17 protein-coding genes are annotated in these 18,535 nt (G+C 55.6%); 6 read left to right on the top strand and 11 right to left on the bottom strand.

Going from position 1 to position 18,535, the window contains the following annotated elements; genetic code table 11:
* Positions 1-55: 55 nt before the first annotated feature.
* From KQI65_12035 to KQI65_12055, 5 genes are all read left to right on the top strand, one after another.
* The gene (locus tag KQI65_12035) at positions 56-3,205 is read left to right on the top strand and encodes a T9SS type A sorting domain-containing protein (GenBank protein MCB2205467.1); all 3,150 of its coding nucleotides are present in this window, start codon (positions 56-58) and stop codon (positions 3,203-3,205) included.
* Between the two features lie 73 nt (positions 3,206-3,278).
* Positions 3,279-4,328: a PorV/PorQ family protein gene (locus tag KQI65_12040; protein ID MCB2205468.1), complete on the top strand. Its 1,050-nt coding sequence runs from the start codon at positions 3,279-3,281 to the stop codon at positions 4,326-4,328.
* Positions 4,329-4,487: 159 nt separating this feature from the next.
* Complete coding sequence (locus tag KQI65_12045; protein MCB2205469.1) at positions 4,488-5,855, top strand: GWxTD domain-containing protein; 1,368 nt, start codon at positions 4,488-4,490, stop codon at positions 5,853-5,855.
* A 30-nt stretch (positions 5,856-5,885) separates the two neighbouring features.
* The gene (locus KQI65_12050) at positions 5,886-6,836 is read left to right on the top strand and encodes a lysophospholipid acyltransferase family protein (GenBank protein MCB2205470.1); all 951 of its coding nucleotides are present in this window, start codon (positions 5,886-5,888) and stop codon (positions 6,834-6,836) included.
* On the top strand, positions 6,829-7,845 hold the full coding sequence (locus tag KQI65_12055) for a glycosyltransferase family 9 protein (protein MCB2205471.1): 1,017 nt from the start codon (positions 6,829-6,831) through the stop codon (positions 7,843-7,845). The genes KQI65_12050 and KQI65_12055 overlap by 8 nt, the downstream gene beginning before the upstream one ends.
* Positions 7,846-7,913: 68 nt before the next feature.
* On the opposite strand, the gene KQI65_12060 is transcribed toward KQI65_12055, so the two are convergent.
* The 11 genes from KQI65_12060 to KQI65_12110 form a co-directional block, all read right to left on the bottom strand.
* The gene (locus KQI65_12060; protein ID MCB2205472.1) at positions 7,914-8,249 is read right to left on the bottom strand and encodes a zinc ribbon domain-containing protein; all 336 of its coding nucleotides are present in this window, start codon (positions 8,247-8,249) and stop codon (positions 7,914-7,916) included.
* Between the two features lie 72 nt (positions 8,250-8,321).
* On the bottom strand, positions 8,322-8,816 hold the full coding sequence (coaD, locus tag KQI65_12065) for a pantetheine-phosphate adenylyltransferase (GenBank protein ID MCB2205473.1): 495 nt from the start codon (positions 8,814-8,816) through the stop codon (positions 8,322-8,324).
* A complete protein-coding gene (rsmD, locus tag KQI65_12070; GenBank protein ID MCB2205474.1) occupies positions 8,813-9,367 on the bottom strand; it encodes a 16S rRNA (guanine(966)-N(2))-methyltransferase RsmD in 555 nt (184 codons plus the stop codon). Before rsmD ends, coaD begins: the two co-directional genes overlap by 4 nt.
* Entirely contained in the window at positions 9,364-10,290 is a 927-nt protein-coding gene (locus KQI65_12075; protein ID MCB2205475.1) for a hypothetical protein, read from the bottom strand. The genes rsmD and KQI65_12075 overlap by 4 nt, the downstream gene beginning before the upstream one ends.
* Positions 10,291-10,317: 27 nt before the next feature.
* Positions 10,318-10,788: a hypothetical protein gene (locus KQI65_12080; protein ID MCB2205476.1), complete on the bottom strand. Its 471-nt coding sequence runs from the start codon at positions 10,786-10,788 to the stop codon at positions 10,318-10,320.
* A gap of 36 nt (positions 10,789-10,824) precedes the next feature.
* On the bottom strand, positions 10,825-11,313 hold the full coding sequence (locus tag KQI65_12085) for a helix-hairpin-helix domain-containing protein (GenBank protein ID MCB2205477.1): 489 nt from the start codon (positions 11,311-11,313) through the stop codon (positions 10,825-10,827).
* Positions 11,314-11,398: 85 nt separating this feature from the next.
* On the bottom strand, positions 11,399-12,559 hold the full coding sequence (gene dnaJ / locus KQI65_12090; protein MCB2205478.1) for a molecular chaperone DnaJ: 1,161 nt from the start codon (positions 12,557-12,559) through the stop codon (positions 11,399-11,401).
* Between the two features lie 3 nt (positions 12,560-12,562).
* Entirely contained in the window at positions 12,563-13,159 is a 597-nt protein-coding gene (gene grpE, locus KQI65_12095; GenBank protein ID MCB2205479.1) for a nucleotide exchange factor GrpE, read from the bottom strand.
* Between the two features lie 48 nt (positions 13,160-13,207).
* Complete coding sequence (gene hrcA, locus KQI65_12100) at positions 13,208-14,251, bottom strand: heat-inducible transcriptional repressor HrcA (protein MCB2205480.1); 1,044 nt, start codon at positions 14,249-14,251, stop codon at positions 13,208-13,210.
* A gap of 278 nt (positions 14,252-14,529) precedes the next feature.
* Entirely contained in the window at positions 14,530-15,288 is a 759-nt protein-coding gene (locus tag KQI65_12105) for a hypothetical protein (protein ID MCB2205481.1), read from the bottom strand.
* 30 nt (positions 15,289-15,318) lie between these two features.
* The gene (locus KQI65_12110) at positions 15,319-15,774 is read right to left on the bottom strand and encodes an NUDIX pyrophosphatase (protein ID MCB2205482.1); all 456 of its coding nucleotides are present in this window, start codon (positions 15,772-15,774) and stop codon (positions 15,319-15,321) included.
* A gap of 325 nt (positions 15,775-16,099) precedes the next feature.
* On the opposite strand from KQI65_12110, the gene lon reads away from it, so the two are divergent.
* On the top strand, positions 16,100-18,523 hold the full coding sequence (gene lon, locus KQI65_12115; GenBank protein ID MCB2205483.1) for an endopeptidase La: 2,424 nt from the start codon (positions 16,100-16,102) through the stop codon (positions 18,521-18,523).
* Positions 18,524-18,535 lie beyond the last annotated feature (12 nt).

Genomic DNA, 18,535 nt, shown 5'->3' on the forward strand with positions numbered 1-18,535 from the left:
GTCTTGATCGAAGTTGACCAATGATTAAACGTAGAAGTAATACAAGGAGACTGGCATGAAAATGATTGGAAAGCTGTTCCTGCTGCTAACCATGCTGCTCTTTGCCACTGGCCTTCAGGCAGGTGAGCATGAAGGTGGCAAGGACAAGGGGCGGTTGCATAAAACAACGATAAACGACCAATACGATTTTATATCGATCAACAATATCCTGATGTGGATTTCGAACAACGGATTCACATCGCATAATCCGCAATCTGGTGGCTCCGGACTCGAATGGCCGGCGGGTAGCGGCAAATACGCCATTTACCAGGACGGTCTCGTCTGGGGCGGAAAGGTGCAGGGCACCATCCATATCGGCGGTGCCACCTACAGTGAAGGTTTGCAGGCCGGGAATATCAAGGCCGACGGCACGACCGATCCCGCAAACCCGATCCATCGCATCTTCAAGGTCCGCAAGGTCAACCGCAAGAGCTTTGGCAACTTGTCCGCCACTGAGCAGGATCGCCTGCGCAAGGACTTTGAAGAGTGGCCGACACAGTTCGGTGCTCCGTACACCGATGGCGACAATGACGGCAGCTACAGCCCGGACTTTGAAGAATGGCTGGATGAAGACCCGAATGCAGACACTCCGTGGTTTATCGGCGACGAAGTGATCTGGTTTGTGTCCAACGACCAGGACGGTCAGCGCACCGCCGACCTTTACGGCTCCCCGCCGATCGGCGTGGAAGTGCAGACGCTGGTCTGGGGCTACAATCAGACCGGTCCGCTCGGCAACATGGTGTTCACCAAGTACATCGTGATCAATAAGGGTCCCGATCCTCTCGAAGACGCATATTTCGCACAGTGGTCGGATCCCGATCTCGGCGACGCGAATGATGATTTCGTCGGTATTGACACCACCTTGTCGCTCGGCTATGTCTACAACGGTCTCGCGTCGGATGACACCTACGGTATTCCGCCTGCAGCGGGCTATGACTTCTTCCAGGGTCCCGTCGTTCCAGGCGAACCCGAGGATGAAGCGCATTACAACTTCGGAACGCTTCAGGGATGGAAAAATCTCGAAGTGACTTCCTTCGCATTCTACATCAATTCCGATCCCGTGTATCAGGATCCTGACCTGGGCGATCCGGCCGGTGCGCAGCAGATGTATAACTATCTGCAGTCGCGCCTCTACGACGGCGGTCCCTTCGTCGATCCCACAACGGGCGAGGAAGTCAAGATCGCTCTCGCTGGTGATCCTGTGACCAAGCAGGGCTGGATTGACGGTATTGTGAATCCTCCCGATGATCGCCGTATGATGATGACGACTGGACCGTTCACGCTGGATCGGACAACCGACCTCGCGAATGGAAAGCTCAACAAGCAGGAAGTTGTTGTCGCACGCATCGTGGGACGCGGTTCCGACCGCATCTCCAGTCTTCAGGTGCTGCGTTACTACGACCGTTTCGCGCAGCTCGCTTTCGACAATAACTTCGATCTCCCGAAGGCGCCTCCCGCACCTGACGTCGCTGTTTCAGAGCAGAACGGCAAAATCCTTCTCCACTGGGGTACGCCCGCAGGTATTGCACAGACGGAGCCCTTCGACGATCGCGGTTACAAGTTCCAGGGCTACAACGTCTATCAGTTCCCGAGCCCCAGTTCGACGCTGGATGATGCCATCCGTATCGCGACCTACGATGTCATCGATAATGTCGCAACCATTTTCGATGAGGTCATTGATCCGAAAACGGGTGCCGTCGTCGTCCTCCCGGTGCAGTTTGGTACCGATTCGGGTATTCAGCGTCTCATTGAGATTGAGGACGACGCCATCACGGATCGTCCCCTCGTGAACAACCAGCCCTATTACTTCGCTGTTACAGCGTACTCTTTCAACCCCGATGATGAGGCCACCCCCCGTCAGCTCGAATCGACACCCGACATCCTGACCGTGCGTCCGCAGACCATGGATCCGGGCTACCGTGCCGGTGCGGAGCTCAATGAGAATCTGCAGGTCATGCATACGGAAGGACTGTCCACTGGCAAGGTCCTTGTCAAGGTCATCGATCCGGAAGAACTGACCGGTGATTCCTACGCAGTTACCTTTACCTCACAGGGGAAGGTTGAAACGGTGTATTACGACACCACCCTCATTGTTGACGACTATGGCTGGAACCTGACCAATACGAGCAAGAATACGGTGATGGTTTCCGATGCCTCGGCATTCGGCGGACTCGACACCGACTATTACGTGTTTGATGGCTTCCAGATCGGTGTCAGCGGCAGCGGACACTACGTCCAGGGCCGTGAAATTCTCGCCGTCGAGTGGGAGAACGGTCCCAGGGTATATGAAGGATACGCTGGTTATGAAATCGTTGGACAGGACTTCTTCGGCAGCAGCATAGAATCCTATGATGTGAAGAAGATTGTCGAAATCCGCTTCGACCGGAACAATACCTCGAAGGGATACTACTTCCTCCGCGGTGGCGATCCCAGCTATGGATACGTCGGGTATTTCGATTCTCCTTTCACCGTGTGGGATGTGACAGACAAGAACAACCCGCAGCAGCTCTCCTGGGCACAGGTGGAGAGCATCGACAGTCCGACACATAACAATACGTTTGACCCCGTGGTCGTGACAGATCGCGAGTATCTGTTTATTCTTGACAAACCGTATTCGGATACTCCGGACCCGGTGTACACCAACTATATCCTTACAGCTGATGCGGCCGTCATGCCCATTCTCTATGCCATGTGGCCAATTCAGACAAGCATCGCCGACGGATCACCCCAGCCCTTCACGGATGGTACCATCATGCGGTGGGTCCCCAATGTTCCGTTCGACGATACGGATGTATTCACATTCACAACTCCGAAAGCCACGTACGATAATAATCTCGCGAAGGAGGATGTTTCCGACATCCAGGTCTTCCCGAACCCGTACCTGGGATCCAATCAGCAGGAGCTGAACAAGTATCAGCGCTTTGTGACCTTCAACCATCTGCCGCCTCGTGCCAACTTCCGTATCTATACGGTATCCGGTTCGCTGGTGGCCTCCTTTGAGAAAGATGACGGTTCACAGCTTGCCAACTGGGATCTTCAGAATGACAACGGTCTGCCCGTTGCCAGTGGCATGTACATCATTCATATCGAGATGCCCGACCTGAACACCGAAAAGGTGCTCAAGCTCGGCGTGGTCAGCGAGGCACAGTACCTCGACCGTATCTGACGGTTCCACACGCATCGACACGACGCATATGAACACTTGTTGTGAATCAGATACATCATTAAGGAGATACATCATGCGTACTACGCTTTCATCTTTCCTGGCTGTGTTGCTGGTGCTGACACTTCTGAGCACCACCGCAAACGCCCAAGGAGGAGGCCGCTCCGGTACCGCTGCAGCCGAACAGCTGCTGGTTCCCGTGGGTGCCCGGGGCATCGCCCTCGGGAGTGCCTACAGCGCGGGTCTCTCGGGTCTCAACGCCATCTATTACAACCCTGCCGGTCTTGCCGCAAGCAGGAACAGTGCAGAGGCAACATTTTCCCATACGTCAGCTTTCGGTGACCTCGGTGTCGATTATGCCGCAGTGGGCGCCGAATTCAGCGGCTTCGGCTACCTGGCGTTTTCCATCAAATCCCTGTCCTTCGGCGATCTGGACATCACCGATGAACAAAACCCGGATGGGACAGGCGCGACCTGGTCACCGACTTTTGTCGCTCTCGGTGTGACATATTCCCGTGCGCTGACCGACCGCATCCGTGCCGGTGTGTCCGCCTACCTTGTCAGTGAGGACCAGTACCGCGTTTCCGCATCGAACGCTTCGTTCGATATCGGTGTCCAGTACCAGGGACTCGCGGGCATGCGCGGACTCAGTCTGGGTGTCACCCTTCGCCATCTCGGTGGAAACATGCAGTACACCGGCGCAGGACTTACCCGCCGCGTCGATGAACTTGACGGGAAACGCGATCCGCAGCTGCTGCGCATCGAGGCTGCGGGCTTCAGTATGCCGACCTCCCTGGAACTGAGCCTCGCCTACACGCGCAGTTTTGCCGAACTCCACAACGTCACCGTTGCCGGTTCTTTCGAGAACAACAATTTCCTTCTCGACCAGTACCGCCTGGGTGTGGAATATGGATTCAAAAACTTCTTCTTCCTGCGTGGTTCCTATAACCTCGCGGGCGACGAACCGAACGATGCGTTCGACGAAGGAGCCTATGAATATGATGCGGCCTTTGGCGCAGGCGTGAACTTCGATGCCGGCGATCTCATGATCGGCGTCGATTACGCCTATCAGAACATGAAGACGTTTGATGGCAATCATGTCATCACGGTCAATCTCGGGTTCTGATACCCTACAATCCTGACTGAGAGGCCTCGTCACGCATTGCGGGACGAGGCCTCTCCCGTTACAGCGGAGCGCAGGAATCGTCTTGTTTTATGATTACGGTTTGCTAGTTTATTTTATGCCCATTGCGTGGCATTCTTCCATGAACCTGAGGAAGCTCCCATGAACCGGTTTCTTGCCCTCCTGTTCCTCGTGTTGCTTGCAATGACCGCTTCAGCACAGGACGCAACAACGCTGCGAATGAACATCGATTTCGCGTCATTCAAGTACGATGACCAGACCAGCTACGTCGAGATGTATTACTCCTTTCCCCGCAGCGCGATCCAGTATACGTTGCGAAATAATGTTTACAACGGTTCGGCGGTTGTGCATACCATCATTCGACGGGAGGACAAGGAGGAGGATCCCGTACTGAAAAACTGGCGTGTCCCCATCAGCCTGAATGACACTACGGGACTGAAAGAAAAAACATTGATCGGTCGCGTCAACTATCTGCTTGAGCCGGGCCGTTACCGCATCACTGTAATCACACGCGATGAGGCCCAACCGCTGGAAAGCGACAGTGTTGAGGTGCGCTACGAAGTTCGCCAGTTTGGCAGTAAGAATCTGAAATTCAGCGATATCGAGCTTGCCTCGTCCATTCAGAAAGCCGAGAACGATCCTGCCAACATCTTTTACAAAAATACCCTTGAGGTCATCCCGAATCCTACTCTGCTCTACGGGAAGCCGATGCCGAATGTTATGTATTACGCGGAACTCTATAACGTGAAGCACGACGATTTTCTGGTGAAAAGCGAGATTGTTTCTTCTTACGGGAAGACCATGGTGAGCAAAGCCCGTGAGCGACAGGGGAAGCATGCTTCACGCGTCGAAGTGGGCTCACTGAATCTCAGTACCCTCCCTTCCGGTGTCTATACATTGATTCTCTCATACGGCGACACCTCGGGTACATTCCTCGAGTCTCAGAGCAAACCGTTTTACGTGTTCAACCCGGACATACCCATCGACACCGCCGCCATCACACAGATCGCAGACCAGATTGCGGCCGAGTTCGCGGCGATGAGTGAATCCGAACTGGACGAGCAGTTTGCCATGGGGCTATACGTGGCGACATCAGATGAAAAAAATATCTGGTCTTCGCTCACGGGAGCGGAGCCGAAGAAGAAGTTTCTGACCAAGTTCTGGCGGTCTCGCGACACGGATCCTGTCACACCGCAGAATGAGTTTTTCTCAGAGTACCAGCAGCGTGTGGCCATTGCGAACGAGCAGTTCCGTTCCGCATTCCGCAAAGGCTGGCGATCAGATCGCGGACGTGTCTATATCGTGTATGGTCCGCCGGATTATATCGAACGCATGTCGAGCGAAAGCGATATGAAACCGCATGAAATATGGCGATACGATTACATCGAGGGCGGTGTTGAATTCATCTTCGTCGACAAGGGCGGTTTCAATAACTACGAGCTCGTGCATTCCACAAAGCGCAATGAAATCAACAATCCGGACTGGGAACGCTCTGCCGGAACGTACTGACGTTTCCCGGAAGAACGCCGTCGCATCGACGTGAAATCGACACTCGAGTACGTTCTTTTTGCATCGGTCGCGCGCATCCTGCAGCTTTTGCCGCTGGGTGCGGTGCGACTGTTTGCGCGTACCCTGGCCAAGACGCTGTTCTACGTTCTTCCACTGCGGCGCGGCCTTACACTGCTGCAGCTTCGGCGTGCATTTCCTGAACATGAGGAAGCAGAGATTCGGCGCATTGCCAAAGGGAGCTACGTCAATCTGATCACCACCATCTTTGAAATGATGTGGACGCCGCGACTGCATGAAGGCAACCTCGGGCAGGTGCTGCGCGTCCACAATCTTGACGTCGTCGAACGTGCACGCAAGCGCGGATCGGGTGTCGTCATGATGTCAGGGCATTTCGGAAACTGGGAATGGCTCTGTACCGGCGCATCCCGGCTGATGGGATTCAATGTGACAGTCGTCGTTCACCCGATACATAATCCCGCCGTGGATGAACTCGTAGAGCGATGGCGGGAGTCGATGGGCAACCGGGTGGTGGATATGGGGCTGTCGGTCCGTGAGATTATAAGGGCGCTGCGCAATCGTGAAGTTGTCGCGATGCTCGCGGATCAGAGCGGTCCAAGCGGTTCACTGTATGTCCGCTATTTCGACCACTTCGCGGCGACGTATGAAGGACCCGCGACGTTTGCACTGCGTACCGGATCCCCTGTGATCATGTCATTCGCCGTACGCGCCGCGGATGGAAATTACGATGTACTGCAGGAGGAAATCCCGACGTCGGATCTGCGAGGACTCAATGACGCCAATGTCAGGGAGCTCACGCGCCGCCACGTTCGGACACTTGAGCGTATGGTGAGAAAGCATCCCGAGCAGTGGCTCTGGCAGCACAAGCGCTGGAAACATAACCCGCGCGAGGACAGTGTGTTGGTCGAGGATCCTCCCATGGCCGAGGATGCACCCGATGTTGAGGATTCGTCCGATGCCTGAGGCACTTGTCATACAGACGGCGTTCGCCGGTGATCTGATTCTGACCACACCCCTGATAGAGGCTGTCGCCACCTGCGCAGATGGCAATGTGGTCGATGTGCTGTGTATCCCCGGAACAGCGCCACTGCTTGAGAATAATCCCCACGTGCGTGAAATCCTGCCGTACGACAAGAAAACCGGGAGACCGGGGTTGCTGGGTATGATGCAGCAGTTATCTCGCAGGGGCTACGATCTCTGCATTTCACCGCATAGATCAATGCGCAGCGCCATGCTTGCGCGAGCTTCCCGTGCAAAACAGCGTATCAGTTTCGACCGCTCGGCAGGCGGTCCGCTTTACACGCAGCGCATTCCCTACGAGCGCAGTGCGCATGAAGTTGATCGCAATCTCTCCCTGCTTCACAGCATGGATTGTACCCTCCCTGCCATATTGCGTCCTGCACTGTATCCTGCTGATGCGCACAGGGAGGAGGTTGTGAAATTTTTCAACCCGGAGGATGCTCCGTTTCTCGTTCTGGCGCCTGGATCGGTCTGGGCGACAAAAAGGTGGACGACGGAAGGCTTTGCCTCACTTGCCGATGCCATGCGTGACCGTTATCGCATTGCGCTCATCGGCGGCAGGGGAGATGAGGCACTGTGCAGGGAAATATCAGAGACATTGCCTCCCGGGGATCAGGTGAATCTCGCCGGGAAACTCAGTTTCCTCGCCTCTGCATATCTGATCGAACAGGCAAGAATGCTCGTGAGCAACGACAGCGCTCCTGTCCATATCGCGTCGGCCATGGGAACACCGGTAGTGGAAATTTACGGGGCGACCTCACCTGCATACGGCTTCACGCCCTATGCCGTACCGCACCGAATCGTACAGCGTGAGGACCTTCCCTGCAAGCCATGTGCGATTCACGGTGGAGATCACTGCCCGATTCAAACGTTTGTCTGTATGCGTGAACTCTCCAGCACGACGGTGCAGCAGGCCGTCGAGGACTTGCTCGCGGAAACTGCTGTGGAATGATCTTGCTCTCCCGATTACGACAAAGGCCCCTGACGGGGCCTTTTCTGCATCTCGCATGAGAAGACAGCTCAGGCGCTGCCTTTCTCCGTGGAGGTTGATTTTGAGGAGGATGTCGTCGAGGAGGCACTGCCGTTGCTGTTTTTCTCAGAGGGGGCTGCCGTGGAACTCGAGGCAGTTGAACTCTCCTCCGACGATGACGAAGCTGCCGCGGAGGATGAGGATTTTTTGTAATCCGTCAGGTAGTATCCCGATCCCTTGAACAACAGTCCTGCACCGGCCCCGATCAGCCGTTGCAGCGCAGGTTTGTTGCAGGCGGGACAGATTTCAAGCACGGGGTCTTTCATCGACTGAAATTCTTCGAAGCGGTGCCCGCATTCCTTGCATTGATAGTCATAGGTTGGCATGATGTATTTCCTTGGTACTGCGTCGTGAGTAAGTATCTACTCGAAGAACACGATATGAATGAGATGCGTTTACTACCGGCTGCGTTGCGCCGTGCCGAATTGTGCCTCCAACGCTGCACGTACATTGTCCGGGACAAAATCCGAAACGTCTGTACGATGCCTTGCAAGTTCACGAACGATGGAGGAATTCAGGTAGGTGAAGCGCTCATGAGGCATGAGAAAGACCGTGGCAAGCTCATTTTCGAGTTTGCGATTCATCAGCGCCATCTGGAATTCAAATTCAAAATCGGATACGGCCCGGAGTCCGCGAACCAGCGCAACTGCTCCCTGTTTTCGCGCATAATCGACGATCAGTCCGTCGAAGGTATCGACCTCCACGTTGGGAATGTGCGATAATGCGCCCTGCAGCAGGGAAACACGTTGTTCCGTAGAAAAAAGCGGCGTCTTTGAAGAATTCTTCGCCACGGTCACGATGACCTTGTCGAAGATACCGGTGGCACGCTCCAGAACATCGATATGTCCATACGTTACTGGGTCAAATGATCCCGGATATACTGCGGTTTTCATACTGCCTCGCCGCTGTGAGATTGGTAGATGGTGATAATGGTGCTTCCGTACACGCGTTCATCCTGCACGCTCAGCTGGTCGCTCTCGGGGAGAGGGATGCGTCCGCCATGTTCAAGCACCGCGATGCCGCGTGGTTGAAGCACGGAAGCGAGACCGTTCATAAGTTCTTCTGCGGAAAACTCCGCGTACGGGGGATCGGCGAAGACCAGCGGGTACCGATGCTCCGAGTTTCGGCAAAACCGGATAACATCACGTTTCTGCACGCGGCATTGCTGATCTGCGCCAAGTGCCGAGATATTGCGCCTGAGTACCGCCAGGCTGCTGGCACTGTGCTCAACAAAGGTGGCCTCTGCGGCCCCGCGGCTCAACGCCTCCAGACCGAGTCCGCCGCTCCCGGCGTAGAGGTCGCACACCGCTGTCCCTGGCCAGTCGACCAGACCCGCAAGAATATTGAACAGCGATTCTTTCACGCGGTCTGTTGTCGGACGGAAGGCGGCGCTGCTCGGGACGTGCAGAGCATGTCCTTTCCACTGACCGGAAATAATTCTCACGGCAGCCCCAGAAGGGCAGCAGACGCAGAGGCATCATAGATTCGTTCGCCGCCTTGATCGAAACCACGCCTGATGGCATCCGGTACCTCACTGTCCGCAAGGGGAATACAGCGCGTGACATCGCAGCGCAGTACCTGTTCCAGGGCATCAAGAACAATGGGCTCTGCCTGCTCACCGAACGCGTAAAGCTGCTGCAGCCCCTCACTTTGTCTGCCGCCGCGCAATCCGTCGAGCAAACGCACGATCTGCGCGGGGTAATGCTCTTTGTAGGTAACGGATGCCATTCCGTAGCCGTGGTACCTTCCGTCGGAATATCGTCCAGCGGAACAATGTTCGGCATGCAGGCCGGTGACGGCGTAGCGCTTCGAAGCGTCGTGCGGATACAGTCTGCGCAAGACGTTTTCCATTACGAAGTGATCGATATCGATGGAGGTCAGGTTCAGCGTCAGGTGCTCACAGGTTTGTGTCAGGAAATCAACGAGTGCCTGCGGGAGCGCGACAACGAGCTGGCTGTCGTATTGCACACTGCGGAGCACGGGATGGGATAGAATACGCATGCGCGTTTCCGGAGGGAAATTCCCCAGCGTGGTGCATTCCCACTGCAGTTGACGCTGTCGTTCCGTCTCCGACAGGCTGTTGTCGAGCGGGACGGTGCAGACGAGCGGCAGTGTCGCAGGCAGAACAAGAGAGATGCTGCTCGCATAAACCGTGTGGCGATGGTAAACGCTCGCAAGATCGGTGATGAACGCGCGTGCACGGTTGCGGTCGAAAGGAATGTCGAAGAGGAGAGGGGAGGCGTAATCGAGGGCCGTTTCGAGGGTGTCAGCACGCAGGACCGTCGTGTGACGATCCTGCTGCTGAATCTCAACAAAACGAAAAGAACGCTCTGCTATTTCCAGTCCAATATGGTGTGTTACACCCATGGAGTTACCCGTGGAAAGAGGCGCGGGTTACTGTTCCCAGGAAGCCCGGTTGTGCTCATCGGGATCCGTAAGGGAACTGATGTAACCGAAGCCGTCCGGATCTTCGATGCGGTACCTGTGGACAGCGGACGTATCGTCCACCGCGAGCATGTACGGCTGCCCGCTCATCGGGGCGGTCTTGATGGAGTCCCACTGGAAGGGACCGAGATAGAGTCTCGTGCTGGTGAACAGGCTGTCGACGCGGCCGGCCGGCAGGCTGTCCTGCACGAACATGATGAGGGAATCGAGATCAGCCGTGTAGGTCTTCGTTTTCCCGTAGTACTCGAGTTCTGCGGTACGCAGAGCAGACATGCGCGACCGGGATTCCCATTTCATGTCCTCCTGATGGGCAAGCTGCTGTCCTGGATCGTTGATCACCCGGAACAGCACGTATGTGAGTCCGATGATGACTACCACCAGGATTGCGTCAACGATACCAAATGGCTGTTTGTGTGCCATGAAAGCCTCCGAAAATGATGCAGGCTGCCCTGCGTTTTATTCGACGGTTATGAATTGACGAATGTCTTGAAATTTTTTCTCGCCGATGCTTTTCACCTGCATGACCTCTTCCAGCGTCTGAAACCCGCCGTGAGACTGGCGGTAGGCGACGATGCGCTTTGCTGTAACAGGACCGATGCCGGGAAGCGCTATGAGTTCTTCGACCGATGCCGTGTTCAGGTTGATGGACGAAGACCTCGTTGTTTCGGTCTGCTGCGCATTGACGGTGGACGATGTTTCCAATACATCTCCGGATTCCGCCGGTGCCGTTGATTCGGCATGATTCGCGAGACGGGCGCGTCTGGCGTAGGCACTGTCTGCCTGCCGATATGCGCTGCGTATGTCGCGCTGCGGCTGCCCATCGGTGGCATGCAATTCACTGAGCACACTGCCCGCGACGATGACCACGGAAAGAAATACGATAACCGCAGCTTCGTTCTGCGTGAATCCGAAGCGATGTGCGAGGGATATGACACGTTTCCACATGTGATGCAGGTCCGTCGCTCAGTTCATATCAGATGCAAAATAGGAAAGGCGTGTGAGTTATGAAAGCAACACACAGGTCCTTTCCTCAGGACAGTGAGTCGAAAATGCGTCCGAAAAAGCTTTTTTTCTCTTCCCGGTCGGCGGGACGAAAGGCCTCGGACTGCTGCATGGTCTCGAGTAGTTCCCTGTCGCTCCCGGAGACCTTTCGCGGCACGTACACATGCACCCGGACGAGCTGATCGCCGCGTCCACTGCTGTTGAGATGCGGAATGCCCTTATCGCGCATGCGAAGTATCTGTCCCGCCGGTGTCCCGGCGTCAACTTTCAATTTCGCACGGCCATTGAGCGTCGGCACTTCCACTTCTGTGCCCAGCACCGCGTCCGCATAACTGATGACGAGATTGTGCAGCACGTCGTCATCCTGCCGGATAAACTCATCATGTTCTTTTTCGCGGATGTATACCACGAGGTCGCCCGCGGGACCGCCTTTTCTTCCCGCGTCGCCATGTCCGCGCATGGGGATATAGTTTCCTTCGCTGACGCCGGCAGGGACTTTCACCTTGATAGTTTTTTCTCCCTGAATGCGTCCGTCCCCGTGGCAGTCAGTGCAGGGCTGCTTCACTACGCGTCCTTCGCCACCACAATTTGAGCAGGGAACGATGTTGACAAACTGTCCGAAGAGGGAACGCGATACCTGCTGCAGTTCGCCGCTGCCATGGCAGACGGAGCATTCTTCCAGTGCGGTCCCTTCCTTCGCACCGGTGCCGCTGCAGGTTTCACAGCTCACCTGCCGCTTGACCTTGATGGTTTTTTCCACACCGGTGGCGATTTCCTCAAGTGTCAGATGCAGCTGTACCTTGAGATCCGAGCCTGGTACGCCCTGCCGCCTGCCGCGTGAACGACCGCCACCACCACCAAACACTTCCTCGAAAATACTGCCGCCGAAACCGCCGCCAAAAATGTCCGAGAAATGACTGAAGATATCGTTGATATCCGTGAACCCGGGGCCACCACCACCCTGTCCACGAAGTCCGTCATGTCCGAAACGATCATAGCGCTGCCGCTTCTCAGCATTGCTCAGTACCTCGTACGCTTCGGCGGCTTCCTTGAAGCGCTCTTCCGCTTCGCTGTCACCCGGGTTCCGGTCGGGATGATATTTCATCGCGAGCTTGCGGTAGGCGCTTTTTATTGCTGTGTCGTCGGCGCCGCGATCAACGCCGAGCACCTCGTAATAATCTTTTTTCATTCCTTACTCTTTCGTGTGTTCATCCGCTTCACGCGAAACAGTCACTTTCGCGTGCCGGATGACCTTGTCGTGAAGCATATATCCCTTTTCCGCCTCATCGAGAACGGTTCCGGGTTCCGTATCGGCGCTCGGTACCTGCAGCAGGGCGTCGTGAAAATCGACGTCGAAGGGCTGTCCCACGGCTTCGATCGGTGCGAGCCCGCGGTTCTGCAGTGTGCGCATCAGTTTGCCGTAAATGATTTCGACACCGCTGAAGAAGGATTCGAAATCGTGGTGCTCCTGTCCCGCCGCCAGGGAGCGTTCGAAGTCGTCGATCACGGGCAGAAGATCGGCGATCACTCCCTCGGCGCCGTATTTGAGCAGGGCATCCTTTTCTTCACGCGTGCGACGTTTGTAGTTTTCAAATTCGGCCACTTTGCGCAGGACCTGTTCTTTCAGCGTCTGGATTTCGGTGCGCAGTGCGTCCTCGACCGATGCAGACTGCTGCAGGTCATGGGCCTGTTCCGCTTCCTGATTCTGCCGTATGTCTTCGGAAGCGGCGTCCTCAACACCCTGGATATCGGGGGTGTGCTGCGTCGTCTGTTCTTCCTTGTCAGGCATGGCGTTTCCTCTGTATTCTAATCTGGGTTATGGTCTTCAACTGGGGATTTAAACGGAAATCAGCTTCGCCAGGTAATCCACGATCGCAATCATACGCGGATAGTTCATTCGCTTGGGACCAATGATGCTGAGTGTTCCGCTGAGCTGTCCGAAACGGTAGGGCGATGCGATGATACTGTAATCGTTGAGCATCGCGTCGTTGATTTCCTGACCGATGCGAATCGTGAGGGCAGAGCCCTGACCGAGAGAATCGAGGACGTGTACGATGACTTTCTGATTCTCCACGATTTCTATCAGGTTTCGCATGCGGTCCGGATTTCCAAATTCCGGCTGCTGCGTAATCGACTGTATGCCTTCAATGCACACCGCGTCGTTCTCTAGTCGCTCCGAGAACAGGCGTTCCGATGAATCGAGAAAAACGCGTATGATACCGTCAGTGCCTGCCCCGGCGTCGCGCAGCCGATCTGCGAAGGTCTCACGTATCTCTTCGAGTGTGAGTCCCGCCAGCCTGTCATTGAGCAAGGCTGCAATTTCATCGAGCTGCCGGCGGCTGATCTCGGTCTGAATCTGAAGGATGATGGATTTGACGATACCCGAGCGTATCGAAAGGATGACCATGATCTTGTCGCTGGCTACCTGTACGAGTTCCAGGCGATGCAGCACGCCGCGTCCCAGCGTCGGTGCAGAGACAATTGCAAGCTGATGGGAAATCCGGCTGAGGATGAGCGAACTCTTCCGCACCAGTTCCTCAATCGCGGAAGGAAGATTCGCGTCGAACTGCTGTTCGATGATGATACGCTCCTCATCCGAAAGCGAAATCCCCTCCATGATGGAGTTGACGTAATACCGGTATCCGAGATCCGTCGGGATACGTCCCGCGGATGTATGCGGGTGGTTGATCAGCCCACGCTCCTCGAGATCGGACATCACATTGCGGATGGAGGCCGGGCTCAGGTTCAACTCCCCGCTCTTCGACAGCGTGCGCGATCCGACGGGATGCGCGGTCAGCACATGCTGTTCGATGATGGAGAGCAGGACCATGCGCTCCCGCTCAGACAGCTGCTCTATGTCGTTTGTTCCATGGTCCAGCATAGTTTCTCCTTCGCAGGAGACATGGCGTTCGTACAACGACGCCGGCTCCGCGAATAGTATCTCCAAACATACAACCTTAGGGATTGCGACGCAAGGTAGCACTCCGTACCACGGAGTGCTAACGCATTGCATTGCAGCGAGTTATAAGGGGCGGGAAAAAGTGCGCCCTGTGGAATCACAGGGCGGCACCGGAAAAAATCTGTGCTGCACCAGGCGGCCTGCCAGTCTCTGCAACGGGCGGAAGCTGCCGGACGCGAAAGGGAGAGCACGCAGGAGGGTTATTCCGCGCGGTACTCGAGAGTATTGACGACATCGCCGTTCACGAGAATGTCTGTCGAGTACTTGCCGGCAGCGACACCGTTGGTGAAGCTCAACGAGAAGCCGATCCAGCCTTCTTCATCGTAGGCGTAGTCAGTCGAATCGATGAGCTCGCGGTCGCCCATGTTGTCGTGGATGTACCAGTTGGCGGAGAACACCGTCCCTTCTTTCTGTCCTGCGACATATACGCAGGCATAGATTCGGCTGACGCCCTGATCGAACACCCAGGTGACGCCGGTGGGGAAAAAGTTTTCAGACACCGTTGCCGACATCACCGCCTCTTTCACGACGGATTCCGGGTACATCGGTTCGACATTGAAGGGCACGTCTTTCCTGAATTCGCCATCGACGTAGAGGTCCACCACGTAAGAACCGTAAGGCAGACTGTTCTGGCTCAACTCAAGGGTGAAGTCAATCCATGCACTGCTTTCGAGGGTGATTTCGGTGGAGTCAATCACCTGGCGGTCTTCCCCTTCTGGGGTATAATACCAGATGGCTTTGACACGCGTGCCGGTGGGAGAATTTGCCATTTTCACCGAACAGTGGAGCAGAGCTTCAGAGGCGTGGAAACTCGATGTCTCCTCGACCGGAGCCGAGTTTTCGTCGACCGATCGCGCCATGACAGCGCGTTCGATATTTGCGGTCGTGAAATTACAGGACTGCAGCAGCAGGCCCAGCGGCAACAGGACCACGATGAAAGGGAGCAAGGATTTTTTCATGACTGTATTCTCCGGAAAATGAATGTACCGTCAGAAATCTTCGCGGGCACGCGCGTCCAGCAGGATGTAATCTCTCAGGATGCGCAGGCCTTCCCGGTGCCCGGGAAATACCAGTCTGCGCCATGCCTCCTCGTATGTGAGCCAGGCAAACTCCTCGTGCTCGGCAGACAGCCGCACGTGGTCGCTTACCTCTGCTTCGGCGGCGAAAACGGGCACATGATGAATGGAATCGTCAGGAGCAAAATAAAAGGAAGCGACATAGGGTACAACCGTCAGGAGAGGGAAGGCACAACCGGTTTCTTCCTCGATCTCGCGGCGTGCGGTCTGCAGGGCCGTTTCGCCATGTTCGATCCTTCCGGTAACCATCTGCCACATCCCGGGATACAACCGTTCGTCCGATGCACGCTTGAGCAGCAGATACTCCAGCTCACCGGCACTGCTGCGCCGGTAAACATACGCCTGTATCATTGCAGCCTTCAGTACCATGATGCGCGGTGCAAGGACTCCGGTTTTCTCACGAAATTCTTGATTTCAATACAAAATATGCAGAAAATGCATAAAAAAATACGCTCTTTCATGCGAAATGCGGATAATGTATGTCGATTTGAGGATTGTCGTACCTCCGGCAGTGCCTGCTGTCAGAGAGGTGCGACAGTATGGCAGGTAGGCGCCAATTCGGGCTGTCAAATGGACAGGTTATCCTGAATGATCAGGCAGAATAGCTGCATGGCACAGTTCTTGTCCCATTTGACCAATACGCAATCAAGAATTCCCGGTGCTGGGGAGTCCGGGACACACAGGAGAGTAACCTATGACCAGTGAACATCAGCAGTCTTCATCCCGGACATCGGCTGAACAACCGGTGGAAACGGGAAAGGAAGTGATCCCGGTACTGCCCCTGCGTAACATCGTGTTTTTTCCGGGACAGATTATGCCGCTTTATGTTGGCAGGCCCAGTTCAGTGCGGCTGATCGAAGAAGCGTACCAGGCGCAGAACTCCGTTATGGTGCTGACGCAGAAGGATTCGTCCATCGATGTGCCCGGCAACGATGACCTTTACGATGTCGGTACTGTGGTGCGCGTGGTCAAGATTCATACCATGCCCGACGGCAGTAAAAGCGTGGTGGTACAGGGCACGAGCAGGGCGCGGTTCTCGCAGCTCGTCGCGGAGGAGCCGTACCTGCAGGCGGAAATCGATCGTCTTCAGGAAGAAGAGGTCCCGCATGAGGACATGGAATTCACCGCGCTGGTGGCCAATATTCGCAAGCAGCTCAAGTCCCTTGAGAAGCTTCTCCCCGACGTCAATCCCGAACAGCTGAACCTGATTCTCAACACGCAGGACATGGCGACGTTCGCGTTCCTGGTGGCCGCGATGATGAACATTCCTGTTCCCGAAAAGCAGGAAATGCTCGAAACCATGGATATGCGCGAATTTCTCGGGAAGCTCGCCTCCGCGCTCGGCAAGGTGATTCAGCGTCAGGAACTGAGCAGGAAAATCCAGGCCGATGTGCAGGATTCCATCAACAAGGCGCAGCGGGAGTATTTCCTCCGTGAACAGCTGCGCGCCATCAAGAAGGAGCTCGGTGAGGAAAAGGATCAGCTCGAAGTCGACGAAATGCGCAATAAACTCGAAGACCTCGACATGCCGGATGAAGTGCGTAAAGTCGCCGAGAAAGAGCTGAGTCGTCTCAGTGTCATGAGTCCTGCGGCCGCCGAGTATGGCGTGACGCGCAACTATCTCGACTGGCTGCTCGAGATGCCCTGGGCGGTGCATACTGAAGACAACCTCGATATCGCCCTCGTAAAAGAGCAGCTGGATCATGACCATTATGGACTCGAGAAGGTCAAGAACCGCGTCCTTGAATACCTCGCAGTACGCAAACTGAAGAACGACATGCGCGGTCCCATCCTCTGCTTCGTGGGCCCCCCGGGCGTGGGAAAGACCTCACTCGGACGCTCCATTGCCGAGGCCATGGGACGCAAATACGTGCGTTTTTCACTGGGCGGAGTTCGTGATGAAGCGGAGATTCGCGGACACCGGCGTACCTACATCGGGGCGCTTCCCGGACGTGTCATCCAGAGCATCAAGAAAGCCGGCAGCAGTAACCCGGTCATGGTGCTCGATGAAATCGACAAGGTGGGGATGGACTTCCGCGGCGATCCCACATCAGCGCTGCTCGAAGTGCTCGATCCCGAACAGAACGTCAATTTCAGCGACCATTACCTCGAGGTTCCCTTCGATCTGTCGAATGTGCTCTTCATCGCGACGGCGAATACACTCGACACCATACAGCCCGCGCTGCGCGACCGGATGGAAATCATCGAGATTCCCAGCTATATCATTGATGAGAAGCTGCACATTGCACGGAGGCATCTGCTTCCTAAACAGCTCGAGGAGCATGGACTGACCGAGAAGCAGGTGGGACTCAGCGACGATGTCATCCGCGACATCATTGACCGATACACCCGGGAAGCAGGAGTGCGCAACCTGGAGCGCAAACTGGCTGATATCTGTCGCGGCGTGGCCCGGCGTATCGCCGAAGGCACCGTGAAAAAGGCGACGATCAGTGAAACGGATCTGCCGACCTATATCACATCGCGGAAATTCTTCCCTGAAGTGGCCGAACGCATCTGTGTGCCCGGGATTGCCACGGGACTCGCGTGGACGCCGGTCGGTGGGGACATCCTCTTCATCGAAGCGACGCGAATGAAGGGAAAAGGCAGGCTGATTATCACCGGCCAGGTGCGTGATGTCATGAAAGAAAGCGTACAGGCCGCGCTCAGCTACATCGCGGCCAATGCCAAATCCCTCGGCGTTCCTGAAAATTTCCGTGAAACCATGGACATCCACGTCCATGTACCGGCCGGTGCCGTCCCGAAAGATGGTCCTTCCGCCGGTGTGACCATGCTTGCCGCCCTGACCAGTCTGCTGACCGACCGTGTCGTGAGAAATGATCTCGGTATGACTGGTGAAATTACGCTCCGCGGACAGGTGCTTCCCATCGGCGGTTTGAAGGAGAAAGTGCTTGCGGCGCATCGCGCGGGCCTGAAAACCGTGCTGCTCCCGAAGCGGAATGAGGACGATTTAAAGGAAATTCCCGAGAGTGTGCGCAAGGAGATAACCTTCCATCTTGTAGAGGAAATGAGCGAAGTGCTGGAAATCGCATTGCCAAAAACACGCCGAAAATCGAAACCCACGAAGAAATCCATTGAATCAGAAACAAAAAATTCGTAATTTCAAGGGATA

The organism is bacterium, from assembly GCA_020444325.1.
GTDB lineage: Bacteria > Bacteroidota > Ignavibacteria > SZUA-365 > SZUA-365 > BM516.